Consider the following 13,752-nt stretch of genomic DNA (forward strand, 5'->3'; position numbering starts at 1 on the left):
CAAGGCTTGTCGTCACGACCTGACCGGCCATTCGACTGCTTGAAAGAGATACTGGCCCGATAATGGCACTGCCACCATCGGAGCATCCCTATTCTGGGGTAGGGATCCTGGAAAACCGCCTAGGAAAATCCCTACCCCCGTACACGCTTCAGGAAATACCCAGGGTCATGGCGAAACGCACAATGTCGGCGGTGGAGGAGAACCCCATCTTTTCCATCAGCCGGGTCTTATGGGTGCTGACCGTCTTGTTACTGATGACCAACTGCTCGGCGATCTGGTTGACGCTCATGCCGTGCGCCAGCAGGCGCAGGATCTGGAACTCACGATCGGACAAACTCTCGACAAAGGTCTGCTGCTTCAAGCCACTGCTTTGCAGCGCGATCTGTTCCGCCAGCCCGGGGTCGAGGTAGCGTTGGCCACTGACCACTCGACGCATCGCGACCAACAGGGTTTCGGGATCGCGATCCTTGGTCAGGTAGCCCAGTGCACCGGCGCGTAATGCCCGTTGCGCGATATGGATTTCGTTATGCATGCTCAACACCAGAATCGGCAGTTTCGGGTATTGGGTATGCAGGCGCGCAATCAGAATCTCGCCGCTGATACCCGGCATATTCATGTCGAGCAGCAGCAGGTCGATCTCGACCTGGCGCAACAGTTCGATCAGTTGCGTGCCACTCTCGGCTTCGGCCACCACCTGCACGTCGGCGACCAGCGAGAACAGTTGCTTGAGCCCTTCGCGCATGATGGTGTGGTCATCGGCGATCAGCATGCGAATCATCAATACCTATCCTTGTGCATCGGAATGAACGCCTGGACCGTAGTGCCCTGCCCAGGATGACTGAAAATGATCACTTTGCCGCCCAGCATCAGGCCGCGCTCACGCATGCCGGCCAAGCCCAGGGTCTGGCGGCCGACGGCATCCGGGTCAAAGCCCTTGCCGTTGTCCTGGACCTCGAGCACCCAGTGGGTCTCCTGCGGGCTCAGGGTGACGCTGACCTGCGTCGCTTCGGCATAACGCGCGATATTGGTCAGCGATTCCTGCACGATGCGAAACGCTGCGGTCACGTGGGTATCCGGAAGGGTCAGGGCAATCAGCGGCAGGTTCAACGCACAGGGGACCTGGGTCAGGGTGACGAATTCGGCTGTCAGCCATTCAAGACCGGACACCAGCCCCAGGTTCAGCGCGGAGGGGCGCAGGCTCGTGGACACGTTGCGCACCACCTGGATGGTCTTGTCGGTCAGCGCCATCAACCGCTCGACCTGAGGGGTGAGTTCAGGCGTATCGGTGCCGAACTGAAACCTCAGCAACGAGATGCCCATGCGCAGCGCCGTCAGGTGCTGCCCCAGTTCGTCATGGATCTCCCGGGCAATCAGTTTGCGTTCCTCTTCCCGCGCCGTTTCCCGGCGGGTCGACAGGTCGCGTAATTGCGCGTTGGAATTGGCCAGGCGCAGCTCCGCCGCGCGCAGCTTGGAAATATCGCGCCCGACGGCCAGCACGCTGACGACCCGCTGGCCGTCGACCTCGGGAACAAAGTGGATCAACACCACCTTGGGCGCGGTTTTCAAACCCGACAATAAGAACTCCTGTTCCGTGGCTTTGTTCTGGCGAATCACCTGGGCCACCAATTCTCGAAAAAGCTGGGACTGGGCGTTCAGCGGCACCACTTCATCCATGGGCATGCCCATCAGTTCCGGCCAGGCCCCGCCCACCCATTTTCGCAACTGCGCATTGACGTAGAGCACCTCCCCGAAAACACTCAAGCGCGCGACGGCGTCCGGGCTGTTTTCCACCAGGGCGTTGATGTCGTGCTGGCGTTCCAGTTCTTTCTGCCGGGCCCGGGTCAAATGGGTCACATCACGACCGATCACCAACACCCGCTGGCCCTCGCGCCCCGAGTCGGCCACCGGCACCAGGGTAAAGTGCAGGTTGCGCACTTCGTTGCGCAGCACCATGCTCTCCTCAGACTCCACCACCCGTTCGGCGGCCCTGCATTGGTCATGGAGGGTCTGGATTCTTTCCGCGTTGAGCCGGCCAAATATCGACGCCAGCGTCTCGCCAATAACCTCGCCATGGGGTTTCCCAAGCACCTGCAACAGGGCCGGATTGACCTCGACACAGCGCAGCTCACCCCGTGGCGCAGCCTCCAGCAGGCACAACATGTCCAGGGTATGGTCGAAAATATCCCGGTAGCGGCGCTCGCGCTCCCTGAGCAAGGATTCGGAGCGCCAGCGCTCGATGGCAATCGCGGCAATGTGACAGGTCTGGCGCACGCGCTGCCGGTCGCTCTCGTCCAGCGCAGAACCGGGTGAGCGCGACAACGCGAAAGCCCCAAGGACCTGCCCCTGATTGCCGAGGATGGGCTCGTACCAGCCTGGGGAAGAAGCCATGGACTCCCCCGAGCCGGGGCTTTGCGGGTCAGCAAGCACGACGCCACAGGAGCAGTGAGGCAAGGCCAGTTGAAGATAACTCACCAGCAACCCCAGGGTTTCGTCCAGTGAGGCGCCCGTGGCCATTGTTTCGAAGATGCGCAGACGTGCGTCCTCAAGCACTTGCTGTTTGCGCAACTCAGTGATGTCGTGGGCCAGTGCCAGCACGCCTGCCACCTCACCGGATGGGCTGCGCTCAGCCATCAGGCTGACGACACAACTCACCGCTTCACCACCGGGGCCGGCCGGCCAACTGTTGAGGAATTGAGCGGTCTGGCCTGTGGATGCCACATGGCGCAGATGGTCGAGGTAATCGCCGGGCTGCTCCTCGGGGCCGGCGCCTATGGCTTCGTCATAAGACATGCCGGTCAAGAGCAGGAACGTCGGGTTGACGTACGTACGCGACAGGTTGCGATCGTAGCGCACAATGATGTTGGGTGAATTCTCCGCCAGGGTGAGGAATTTCAGCTCGCTGCCCAGCAAGGTTTCGCGAAGCTGCCAGTTCTCGGTGATGTCTTCCAGCTGGGAGACAAAACAGATCGGCTGCCCCTGGTCGTCCCGCACCAGCCCCACGGTCAGGCGCACCCAGACAACCTGACCGTCGTGGTGGATGTAGCGTTTATGCAAGGTGGCGCCCTGCCGTGTACCGCCCTTCAACTCCTCTATCAGTTGCTTGCCCACTTCGCGGTCTTCGGGGTGGGTCAATGCCATGAACGTGGTGTTTTGCAGCTGTGCCTCGCTGTAGCCAAGCAGCCTGCAAATGACGCTGTTGGCCCTCAGCCAACGACCGTCCAGTGACACAAGCGCCAAGCCGGTGCCGGAGGAATCGAAAATGGCTTCAAGGGGGATCTCGGAGAAGCGCTCGCTGTGGGAATGCGCGGTTGGGGGCTCAGGCAGGGGAAGGATTTCAACAATAAAATAGTCGTCGCGCCACGGTGTCATCGACAGGTTCAACCGGCCGGACTGCCTCGCGGTCGCCTCGAAACACACCCGGGATCGCCCATCGGCCTTTTCCAGTGCCGCATAAAAAAGCCGGCTGTCCTGCGGGCGCAGCAAGGAGAGAAACTCAGTGGTCGTCTCGGGAGGGACGCCGTTCTGGCACTGCAACCTTGAAAACCCAGGGTTGCCCAACACGACCCGGGCAGATCGATCCAGGACCACAACCGCGCCCGACAGGCAATCCAGCACACCTTCAAGGGTTTGCAGCACATCCTTGTCTGCCATTACCGCTCCTGCATGCGTTCACGCTTACGATGAAAAACCCAGCGTAAATACTTCATCAGTCCGTGCTGGCTCGCTCCATAAAAGCCTGAAACCCATTCAATTGAATGTATGCCCAACGGGTGCCCACAAAAACAACACCCTATGGATAGCATTGCCCGGCACTTGATGGAGACTATCGTAGTCTCATTTACAGCCGGCGCCAGCCAGACTAAAGATTTACGTTCAGCCGCAAGGAATCCTCACGCCGGCCTCCGGCATGCCACCCCACGTCGATGTTTTGGATGTCGAACACTCAACCCACGCCAAGGCCCTGCACATAATAAAAATAGATGATCTTATAAATTCGCAAGATAACAATATCTAATAATTAGCTTATTCCAAAAAAGACTTTCCCCACGGTTTTTTATAGGGATATCTTCATTCCACACACCGACCCCATGCCTGGCGGAGGACGTACCCCCGATCACCAGGAGCCTTCAGCAGGCTTACATGGACCCTTTCCGACATGCCAGACATCGCCGCCCCCCTACCCCGCAGAAGATTCCACCTGTCACTGCTGACCAGTTCCCTGCTGCTGGCCGGCGCACCCTCCTTCGCCGAGGCCGCCGCCGACGAGGCCAAGCTCGATACGGTGACCGTGATCTCCACCGGTTTGCGTGGCCAGCAACGCACCGTGGCCGACAGCCCGGCGCCGATTGACGTGATCAACAGCGAACAGCTGCTCAAGACCGGGCGCGCCGAGTTGTCCGAGGCGATTGCCAAGCTGCTGCCGTCGTTCAACTTCGGCACCAATATCGCCGGCTACAACTCGGTGACGCGTCCGCTGAGCAACCGCAGCCTCGGCCCGGCCTATACCCTGGTGCTGGTCAACGGCAAACGCCGACACAACGGCGCCACCGGCCAGCGCGGGTCGATCGACAACAGCGGCGCCAATGCGGTGGACATCGACCTGATCCCGGTCAGTTCGGTGGACCATATCGAGGTGCTTAAAGACAGCGCGGCGGCCCAGTACGGTTCCGATGCCGTGGCCGGGGTAATCAATATCATCCTCAAGGCCGGCAATAGCGGCGGACACCTGGAAACCAGTTACGGCCAGTTGTTTTCCGGCCAGGGGGAAACGATCAAGGTGGCCGGCGACCAGGGTTTCAAGCTCGGCGACGGCGGCTTTTTCCACCTCTCCGCCGACGCCCGCAAGCGCGGCGAGGCCTCTTGGAACGACAAGGCCGACAGCAGCGTGCGCGCTTTCAACGACCCGGCCAGGGAAGCGGCCTGGGACCGCGTGGCCATCAAGAACGGCGACCCGGACCTGAAAGCCTTCAACCTCGCCTATAACGCCGAACTGCCCCTGGAAGACCTGACGCTCTACTCGTTCTCGACCTACGGCGAGCGCGATGCCGAGGCCGCCAACTACTTCCGCCTGCCGACCGGCCGGGCCGCCGTGCCCGAGGTGTTCCCCGACGGCTACTACCCGCTGAACAACATCAAGGACCGCGACTACCAACTGCTGTTCGGCGGCAAGGGCCAGGCGGCCGAGTGGAACTGGGACCTGAGCACCACCTACGGACGCAACAACGTCCACCATTCCAGCGACCTGAATATCAACCCGTCCCTGGGCACCGCGTCGCCGACCAGGTTCGACAACCTGGCCACCTTCCGTTTCGAGCAGTGGGTGAACAATCTGGACGTCACCCGCCGCTACGACAGCCTGTTCAACCTGACCTCGCCGGTGCAAGTGTCGGCCGGCCTGGAGCATCGCTGGGAACATTTCAGCACCTTCGCCGGTGACCCCGAAGCCTATATCACCGGCACCTACCCGGCGGCATCGGGCGCACAGGCGGCGGTGACGATTCGCCCGGAGGATGAAGTCAGCCTGATCCGCAACAACTACGCCGGCTACCTGGACCTGGGCTTCGACCTGACCGAACGCTGGTTTCTCGACGTCGCCGGGCGGATCGAACATTACGATGACGACTCGGGCAACACCTTCGGCCTCAAAGTGAATTCGCGCTACGAGTTGACCGACAGCGTCGCCGTGCGCGGCACCGTCGGCACCGGCTTCCGGGCGCCGTCGCTGACGCAGATCGGCTACACCGTGGCCGACAACCGGGTGGCCGTGGATGTGAACGGCAACGTGGTGCCCGCCGTGACCCGCCTGACCCCGTCGGGCAGCAACCTGGCCAAGGCCTTGGGTGGCGACGACCTCAAACCGGAAAAGTCACGCAACCTCGGGCTGGGCTTGACCTGGCAGCCGGCACCGCGCACCAGCGTCACCGCCGACGCTTACCTGATCGACATCGACGACCGCATCGCCCTGACCAGCAATATCTACGACCAGGGCAACGGCGTGATCAACGGCATCCTCAGCGCCCAAGGCGTGCCCTCGGGGACCTGGGTCAACTACTACACCAACGCCTTCGATACCCGCACCCGTGGCCTGGACGTGGTCGCCGACCACACCACGCCGCTGGACGCCTGGGGCGATGTGCGCTGGAGCCTGGGCTTCAACTGGAACAAGACCACTATCGAAGGCACACGGGACACCCCGAGTGCGCTGGCCAACTCCGGCGTCACCCTGGTGGGCCGCGACCGCGAAGGCGATCTCACCCAAGCCTCGCCCAAGACCAAATGGATCCTGGGCGCCAACTGGAAGGTCGAGGACCTCGCAGTGAACCTGCAAACCAGCCGCTACGGTGCGGTCAAGACCCTGGCGGTAAACCCATCCGGCGACCGCAGCTTCGGTGCGAAATGGATCACCGACCTGGACGTCAGCTACACCTTCGTCGACCAGATCACCGTCAGCATCGGCGGCACCAACATCTTCGACGTGCGCCCCGACCGGCACGCCGTCTACAGCAACCTGGGCCTGGCGCCCTACGGTAACCCGCCGTTCTACCCCGGCGGCGGCTACTGGTACACCAAGCTGGCCTACGACTTCTAAGCCAATCGCCATACGAGGGCATCCCATTGAACACCTCCAACTTGATGAGCCGTCTATTGGCCCCTTGCGCCCTGGCATTGAGCCTGGCCGCCTGCTCGCCTGCGGGCACTGACAGCCAGGCCGGCAAGACCTTGAACATCGCCTTCTTCGGCGACAACACCACCCTGGTCAGCGTCGACCCGTTCCAGGTCTATTGGCTCGAACACCGGGTGCTGCTGCGCAATATCGCCGAATCCCTCACCGACCAGGATCCGCAGACCGGCAGGATCATTCCCTGGCTGGCGAAAAGCTGGGAAGTCAGCGACGACGCGTTGACCTACACCTTCCACCTGCGCGACAACGTCACCTTCAGCAACGGCGAACGCTTCGATGCCAAGGCCGTGAAAACCGCCTTTGACAGCAACAAGGCGCTGGCGACCGAGCTGCCGGCCACCTTCGGCGCGACGTACCTGGCGGGCTTTGATCGCGCCGAAGTAGTCGACGACTTCACCGTCAAGCTGGTGCTCGCCAAGCCCAATGCGGGCTTCCTGCAGGCGACCTCCACCACCAACCTGGCGATCCTCGCGCCGGCCTCCTACGCGCTGAGCGTCAAGGAGCGTTCGCTTGGCAAGATCATCGGCACCGGCCCGTTCGTATTGGCCAGCTACACCCCGGAAGTCGGCGCGCACCTGACCAAGCGCAAGGGTTACGCCTGGGCGTCGGCGAATATGAAAAACCAGGGCGAAGCGCACCTGGAGGCGGTGGACGTCACCTACATCCCCGAGGAAAGCGTGCGTAACGGCCTGTTCCTGCAAGGCAAGGCCGACATCCTGTGGCCCCGCAACCCGTTCTCGGAAGTCGACCTGAAACTGTTCCAATCCAAGGGCGCCACCATCCAGAGCCGCTCGCTGCCGGGGCCGGCGCTGAACCTGTATCCCAACACCCGCGACGAGCGGGCACTGGCCGACAAGCAAGTACGGCTGGCGGTGCAAAAGGCCATTGACCGCAAGAGCTACGCCAGCACCGTGTACAACGCCGAATTCCCGGTGGTGGACGGTATCTACGACGTCACCACGCCCTACTTCAAAAGCCAGGGCGCCAAGCTGGCCTACGACCCCGCGGGTGCCGAGCGCCTGTTGGACCAGGCCGGCTGGGCCAAGGGCACCGATGGCTACCGGCACAAAGACGGCAAGCGCCTGAGCCTGAGCTACAACATCACCCCGGCGGAAACTGCCGGGGACGTGCTGCTCCAGGACCAGCTGCGCAAGGTCGGTATCGAGGTCAAGCTCAACGTGGTCACTCGCGCCGAATGGGTCGCCAACAACTCGGCCGGTAACTATGACCTGACCAGCACCTACATGACCCGCGCCGATCCGATCATCCTGCAGACCATCCTCGACCCTCGCACCGCCAACAGCTCGACCCTGGCCACTAACCTCTACGCAGCGCCGACCCTGGAAAAAGCCAAGGGCCTGTTCGATGCCGGCATCACCGCCACCCAAAGCGCTCAAAGGGCGACAGCCTACGGCGACCTGCAGGACCTGCTGATCGACGAAGGCTCGGCGTTCCCGGTGTACGAGCGCGTGTGGCAGGCCGCGACGTCGCCCAAAGTGAAAAACTTCCGCTGGACCGCCGAAGGCTTTGCCTTGTTGGGTGACATCGAGGTCGGCACGCCATGAGCCGCTACCTGATCGGCCGGGTCGGCCAGGCGCTGCTGGTGCTATGGGGGGCCTATAGCATCACCTACTTCATCCTCTATCTGCTGCCGGGCGATACCTTGTCGATCATGCTCAGTGCATCCGGCATGGAAGCCGACGCCCTGTCGGTGGAAGACCTGGCCAAGGCGCGCGCCTACTACGGGCTGGATAAAGGCCTGTTCGAGCAATATATCGACCTGCTGCTGGGGGCACTGCACGGTGATTTCGGGCAGTCACTGTCGCTCAATCGCCCGGTGGCCGAGTTACTCGCCGAACGCCTGCCCCAGACCCTTTCCCTGGCCGGCCTGGCGATTGTGCTCTCGCTGCTCGGCGGTATCGGCCTGGCTTACCTCACCGCGTATATCCGCTGGCAACCGTTGAAAAAAGCCCTGGCGCGCTTGCCGTCCCTGGGCTTTTCGGTGCCGGTGTTCTGGATGGGCTTGCTGCTGATCCAGGTATTTGCATTTGGCCTGGGCTGGTTTCCCGCCACCGGCAGCAAGGGCTTCGAAAGTCTGGTGCTGCCGGCAGTCACCCTGGCGTTTCCGAGCGCCGCGGTGTACGCCCAGGTGCTGCAACGCAGCTTCCAGGGCGTGTGGAAAGAGGCCTATATCGTCACCGCCTACGCCAAGGGCCTGAGCCGGGGCCAGGTGCAGGCCCGCCACGCCTTCCGGAACGCGGCGCTGCCGATCCTCACCCTGATCGGCCTGCAGGTGGGTAACACCGTGTCCGGCGCGGTGCTGGTGGAAACCATCTTCGCTCGCTCCGGCATCGGCCGCCTGGCCCAGGAAGCGGTGCTGCGCCAGGACATTCCGGTGGTGCTGGCCATCGTCGCGGTCTCGGCGGCGGCATTTGTCCTGGTGAACCTGCTGGTGGACCTGCTTTACCCCTGGCTCGACCCGCGCATCTCCCACACGCCCAAGGTGTCCTAGACCATGACGACGCTTACCCGGAAACTGATCCGCAGCGAAACACTCTGGCGCCGCCGCAGCCCCTGGCAACGCGCGACGGCGACACTCTTGCCATTGCTGCGCCGGCCAGGGTTCAGCCTGGCGTTGCTGGTGGTGCTGTTCTCGCTGGTCGCGGCCGTGACGCCACAGCTGCTGAGCAGCTTCGACCCTTACGCCACCGCGCCGGCCGCCAAACTCAGCGCCCCCAACCTGACCCACTGGTTCGGCACCGATGAACTGGGCCGCGACCTGTTTACCCGCGTGGTCTACGGCGCCAGCCTGTCAGTGCTGGCCGCCTCCCTGGCGGTCGGCATCGCCCTGGTGGGCGGGTTGGGGCTGGGCATTTTGTCCGGGTTTGCCGGTGGCCGTATCGATGCGCTGATCATGCGCGTTGTCGATGTGCTGCTGGCCCTGCCCGGCCTGTTGCTGGCCCTGGCGATTGTCACGGCCATCGGCTTCGGTACGGTACCGGTGGCGATTGCCGTGGGCATCGGCATCATTCCCGGCTTTGCCCGCACCACCCGTGCCGAAGTGCTGCGGGTGAAAACCCTGCCCTATGTCGAAGCCGCACGCCTGGGCGGTGCCAGCTGGGGCCGCACCCTGTTGCGGCACATTCTGCCCAACGCCTGGGGCCCGGTGGCGGTGTTGGCCACACTGGATTTCGGCGCCGCGATCCTCGCCACCGCAGGCTTGAGTTTTCTCGGTTTCGGCGCTGCCCCACCGGCGGCGGAATGGGGCACCTTGATCGCCAACGGCCGCCACTTCCTGATCACTGCACCGTGGGTGTCCTTGCTGCCCGGCCTGTTCCTGGTGGCCGTGGTGTTCAGCCTCAACCATATCGCCCGCACGTTCGAGGAGATCCAGCGATGAGCAGCCAGCCGCTTTTAATCGATGTGCGCCAACTGAGTGTCGACTACCGTTCCGGCGGCCAGCTCAATCCGGCGGTGCGCAGCCTGTCGTTTTCACTCACCCAGGGCGAGACCGTGGCGATTGTCGGCGAGTCCGGCTCGGGCAAATCCACCCTGGCCAATGCGATCCTAGGCCTGCTGCCCGAGAATGCGCAGATCGGCGCCGGTGAACTGTGGGTGGATGGTCACCACCTGACCCACGCCAGCGAACGGCAGAAACGCAAGCTGCGCGGGCGCACCATCGGCCTGGTGCCCCAGGACCCGATGGTCAGCCTCAACCCCACGCTGCGCATCGGCCAGCAGATCGCCGAGGCGCTGATACTCGCCAAGGGCAAACGCTACCCCGGCGTCGATGCCGACATTGTCGAGCTGCTGCAACAGGTGGGCATCGACAACCCGGTATTGCGCGCGCGCCAGTACCCCCATGAACTCTCCGGCGGCATGCGCCAGCGCGTGCTGATCGCCATCGCCCTGGCCGGCAACCCGCGCCTGATCATCGCCGACGAGCCCACCAGCGCCCTCGACGTGACCGTGCAGCGCAAGATCCTCGACCACTTGCAGCGCCTGGTCAGTGAACGCGGCATTTCCCTGCTGATCATCACCCATGACCTGGGCGTGGCGCTCGACCGTGCCGACCGTATCCTGGTGATGCAACAGGGTGAGGTGGTGGAACAAGGTCCGCCACGACAGATCCTCGCGCAGCCCAGCCACGACTACACGCGCGCGCTGATCGCCGCTGCACCCGCCTTCGCCAGGCGGCGTGAACCGTTGCTCAACCTCGACCTGGGACGTGAGCCGATCCTGAGCCTGGACAACGTCGGCAAGACGTTTGCCCTGCCCAAGGTCAAGGGCGAAGCCTCGACCTTCGTGGCCCTGGAGGATCTGAGCCTGGAGGTCTACCCCGGCCAGACCCTGGCCATCGTCGGCGAGTCCGGCTCGGGCAAGAGCACCGCGCTGCGTATCGCCCTGGGCCTGGAGAAGCCGACCCAGGGCCGCGTCCGGTTCGAGCAGCAAGACGTCACCGACCTGAGCTGGCGCGACTTCCGCCCGTTGCGCCAACGCCTGCAACTGGTGCAACAAAACCCCTTCGCGGCGCTGGACCCGCGTTTCACCGTGTTCGACAGCATCGTGGAGCCGCTGGTGTCGTTTGGCTTGCTCAAGGGTGCCGCCCTGGAACAGGCGGCGCGGGCGTTGATCAGCCGCGTGCACCTGCCGGCGAGTTTTCTCGATCGTCTGCCCCGTGAACTGTCCGGCGGCCAGTGCCAACGGGTCGCCATCGCCAGGGCCCTGGCGTTGAAACCCGACCTGCTGTTGCTGGATGAACCGGTCAGCGCCCTCGACGTGTCGGTGCAGGCGCGCATTCTTGACCTGCTGGAAGAGCTGCAACGGGAAATGGGCATCGCCTACGTGCTGGTGTCCCACGACTTGTCAGTGGTGGCCAACTTCGCCCATGAGGTGCTGGTGCTGCGCAATGGCCGCGTGGTTGAACAGGGCTCGGTGGAACGCGTCTTCAACCAGCCGGCCAGCGACTACACCCGTGAATTGATTGCGGCCATCCCTGGCCGTCACGTCACGGCAAGCGCCGCCTGAGGTTTACTGTGCCGAGCAATCACGCGCCACGATGCCCTTCTCCTGGGCATACGCGGCGGACTTGGCTTCGATCAACGGACGCAAGGTGGCGCGGTCGGCCTGCAGCCAGTCGGTCACCAGCACCCACTTTTGCCCATCCCATTGCTGCACCCGGGCGGAACCGCCACCTTCGTGGTCGGCACAGGACAGCTTCAACGGTGCCAGCAGACCTTCGAACCCCATGGCCTTGAGGCGCGCGGCGTCGATGTCCAGGTGCTCGAACGCCCAGCGGGTTTCCTCGCCGTTCAGCGCGCGGTTGCCGAATTTGGCCTGGCCGGTGCGCAGCGCTTCGACGGCAATCGCGGCGTTGATCAGGCCGATGTTGTAGTAGACCTTGCCGAAGTAGCTGGGGTCCTTGAGGTTGCTCTTGCCGGGATCGAGGATGAACTGCTTGAGCTTTTTATGGATGTCGAAACTGTCGCCACCGGGGAACGGCGCCAGCGCCTGGTAGCCCTTGGCGGCGGTGCCGGCGGGTATCACATCGGCTTCGGAGCCGGCCCACACATCGCCGATCAGGCGGTCCACGGGGATGCCAAAGCGCACGGCGGTCTTGATGCCGACGGGGGTGGACACGCCCCACGTGCGCAGGAACACCCAGTCCGGGTTGATCTGCCGCACCTGGCGCCACTGGGTGGATTGCTCGTTGCCGGGGTCGGCCACGGGGATCTGGATGTTCTCGAACCCGTACTTTTGCGCCAGCAACTGCATGGCCGCCTGGGTTTCGCGGCCGTAGGCGGAGTCATGGTAGACGGTGACGATCTTCTTGCCCTTGAGCTTGTCCAGGCCGCCTTCGCGCTGGGCGATGTAGTTGATGCCCACCGACGCCTGGCCGTAGTAGTTGAGCAACAGCGGGAACGCGTAGGGGAACACGCGGCCATCGGTGGATTCGGTACGCCCGCCGGCGCCGTCGATCAACGGGATGTGGTCAATGGCGGCACGGTCCATCAGCGCATAGGAGGCCGGTGTGCTGTGGGTAAAGAAGAACCCGGTGGGTGCGCCGTCCAGGCCGGCTTTGTAGCGCTCGTAGCATTCGATGATGCGGTCGGTCTTCCACTCGGTCTCGCACTCCTGCCAGACCAGCTTGACGCCGTTCACGCCGCCTTCGACCTCGTTGATGTAGCGGAAGTAATCAATCTCCCCCGCCCACCACGGAATGCCGCTGGACGCATAGGCGCCGACCCGGTAGGTGGCCAGCGGGATGAACTGTTGATCATTGGCGGCCTGGGCCACCGGCCCGCCCAAGGCGCCGAGTGCCAGCAGGCTGGCGATGACTGTGCGTTGCAAGACGTTGTGCATGGGTGTGGTTTCTTATGAAAGGTGAGGTTTCCCTCCCGTTGTCGGGTCAGCGCCAATCGGGTCACAACACAATTCATGCCAAGCCTGGAAGCCCTCACATTCGAGGGTTGGCGCTGTACCGGTCACCCTTCACGACCAGGACAATCGAACACTTTATTGAACCGCTGTTGCGCCACCAACACCGCGCTCGGTCGTCAGCGTCGACCTGCAACTGAAAAGCCTCACCAACCGCTACTACGAGTACGCCTGGTATGACCCGGACGGCGCCAAAGCGTTGCTGCACTCACCGGGTGACGGGTACACCGAGTCTGGGCGAGGTGCCGAGTGGTGAGGGTGGTTGCTTCCGTGGCGGCCTTCGGGCCGACCATGCGCTGGAGTTGGAATGAGTACATATCCGTTGCTGCGGTCACGACCACCTATGGTTCCGCTCTTACAGCGGGTCACTTTGGAAAAGCCCCAAAGTAACCAAAGGGCTCTTGCCCCAACACTCGGCACCTCGCCTAGGCTCGGTGTGCCCGAACGAAGGCTGGAATCCGTGGGCCGCCGTCATGGGCCATCCTTGGCCCAGGACGGCTAACCCGGCGTCCTGCCGGGTTACCCACGGATTCAAGCCTGCGTTCGGCCAGCGTGTTTGACGGGGCGCCTAGGATCAAGATCAAAAGCCAGAGCAAAAGCAGAGCAAAAGCAGACCGAGTTCTAGCTGATAT

The 13,752-nt window shown here is 63.2% G+C and carries 8 protein-coding genes; 5 read left to right on the forward strand and 3 right to left on the reverse strand.

All coding sequences use genetic code 11. The features are described from left to right. Nucleotides 1-148 precede the first annotated feature (148 nt). The gene (locus BLQ09_RS18310; RefSeq protein ID WP_065927714.1) at nucleotides 149-778 is read right to left on the reverse strand and encodes a response regulator; all 630 of its coding nucleotides are present in this window, start codon (nucleotides 776-778) and stop codon (nucleotides 149-151) included. Beyond that, nucleotides 778-3,651 carry a PAS domain-containing sensor histidine kinase gene (locus BLQ09_RS18315; protein WP_092358152.1) on the reverse strand — a complete coding sequence of 958 codons (2,874 nt, stop codon included), beginning with the start codon at nucleotides 3,649-3,651 and terminating at the stop codon, nucleotides 778-780. Before BLQ09_RS18315 ends, BLQ09_RS18310 begins: the two co-directional genes overlap by 1 nt. Before the next feature lie 505 nt (nucleotides 3,652-4,156). Between BLQ09_RS18315 and BLQ09_RS18320 the strand changes: the two genes are divergently transcribed. From BLQ09_RS18320 to BLQ09_RS18340, 5 genes are read left to right on the forward strand one after another with little or no spacing between them, the layout of a single operon-like run. Then, nucleotides 4,157-6,589, forward strand: a complete 2,433-nt coding sequence (locus tag BLQ09_RS18320; protein ID WP_027605681.1) for a TonB-dependent receptor plug domain-containing protein — start codon at nucleotides 4,157-4,159, stop codon at nucleotides 6,587-6,589. A 44-nt stretch (nucleotides 6,590-6,633) separates the two neighbouring features. Next, nucleotides 6,634-8,247 carry an ABC transporter substrate-binding protein gene (locus tag BLQ09_RS18325; protein WP_092358172.1) on the forward strand — a complete coding sequence of 538 codons (1,614 nt, stop codon included), beginning with the start codon at nucleotides 6,634-6,636 and terminating at the stop codon, nucleotides 8,245-8,247. Next, the gene (locus BLQ09_RS18330) at nucleotides 8,244-9,194 is read left to right on the forward strand and encodes an ABC transporter permease (RefSeq protein WP_092358154.1); all 951 of its coding nucleotides are present in this window, start codon (nucleotides 8,244-8,246) and stop codon (nucleotides 9,192-9,194) included. Before BLQ09_RS18325 ends, BLQ09_RS18330 begins: the two co-directional genes overlap by 4 nt. A gap of 3 nt (nucleotides 9,195-9,197) precedes the next feature. Continuing rightward, nucleotides 9,198-10,082: an ABC transporter permease gene (locus tag BLQ09_RS18335; protein WP_092358156.1), complete on the forward strand. Its 885-nt coding sequence runs from the start codon at nucleotides 9,198-9,200 to the stop codon at nucleotides 10,080-10,082. After that, complete coding sequence (locus BLQ09_RS18340; RefSeq protein ID WP_027605677.1) at nucleotides 10,079-11,710, forward strand: dipeptide ABC transporter ATP-binding protein; 1,632 nt, start codon at nucleotides 10,079-10,081, stop codon at nucleotides 11,708-11,710. The genes BLQ09_RS18335 and BLQ09_RS18340 overlap by 4 nt, the downstream gene beginning before the upstream one ends. Nucleotides 11,711-11,713: 3 nt before the next feature. Here the strand turns inward: BLQ09_RS18340 and BLQ09_RS18345 are convergent, their stop codons facing one another. After that, nucleotides 11,714-13,045, reverse strand: a complete 1,332-nt coding sequence (locus tag BLQ09_RS18345; protein ID WP_027605676.1) for an ABC transporter substrate-binding protein — start codon at nucleotides 13,043-13,045, stop codon at nucleotides 11,714-11,716. Nucleotides 13,046-13,752 lie beyond the last annotated feature (707 nt).

The organism is Pseudomonas sp. NFACC25 (assembly GCF_900100935.1).
GTDB classification, from domain to species: Bacteria; Pseudomonadota; Gammaproteobacteria; order Pseudomonadales; family Pseudomonadaceae; genus Aquipseudomonas; species Aquipseudomonas marginalis.

Excerpts from the sequence above, each read along its gene's own strand:
- BLQ09_RS18310 (WP_065927714.1), bottom strand. The coding sequence starts at position 778 with ATGATTCGCATGCTGATCGCCGATGACCACACCATCATGCGCGAAGGG.
- BLQ09_RS18315 (WP_092358152.1), bottom strand. The coding sequence starts at position 3,651 with ATGGCAGACAAGGATGTGCTGCAAACCCTTGAAGGTGTGCTGGATTGC.
- BLQ09_RS18320 (WP_027605681.1), top strand. The coding sequence starts at position 4,157 with ATGCCAGACATCGCCGCCCCCCTACCCCGCAGAAGATTCCACCTGTCA.
- BLQ09_RS18325 (WP_092358172.1), top strand. The coding sequence starts at position 6,634 with ATGAGCCGTCTATTGGCCCCTTGCGCCCTGGCATTGAGCCTGGCCGCC.
- BLQ09_RS18330 (WP_092358154.1), top strand. The coding sequence starts at position 8,244 with ATGAGCCGCTACCTGATCGGCCGGGTCGGCCAGGCGCTGCTGGTGCTA.
- BLQ09_RS18335 (WP_092358156.1), top strand. The coding sequence starts at position 9,198 with ATGACGACGCTTACCCGGAAACTGATCCGCAGCGAAACACTCTGGCGC.
- BLQ09_RS18340 (WP_027605677.1), top strand. The coding sequence starts at position 10,079 with ATGAGCAGCCAGCCGCTTTTAATCGATGTGCGCCAACTGAGTGTCGAC.
- BLQ09_RS18345 (WP_027605676.1), bottom strand. The coding sequence starts at position 13,045 with ATGCACAACGTCTTGCAACGCACAGTCATCGCCAGCCTGCTGGCACTC.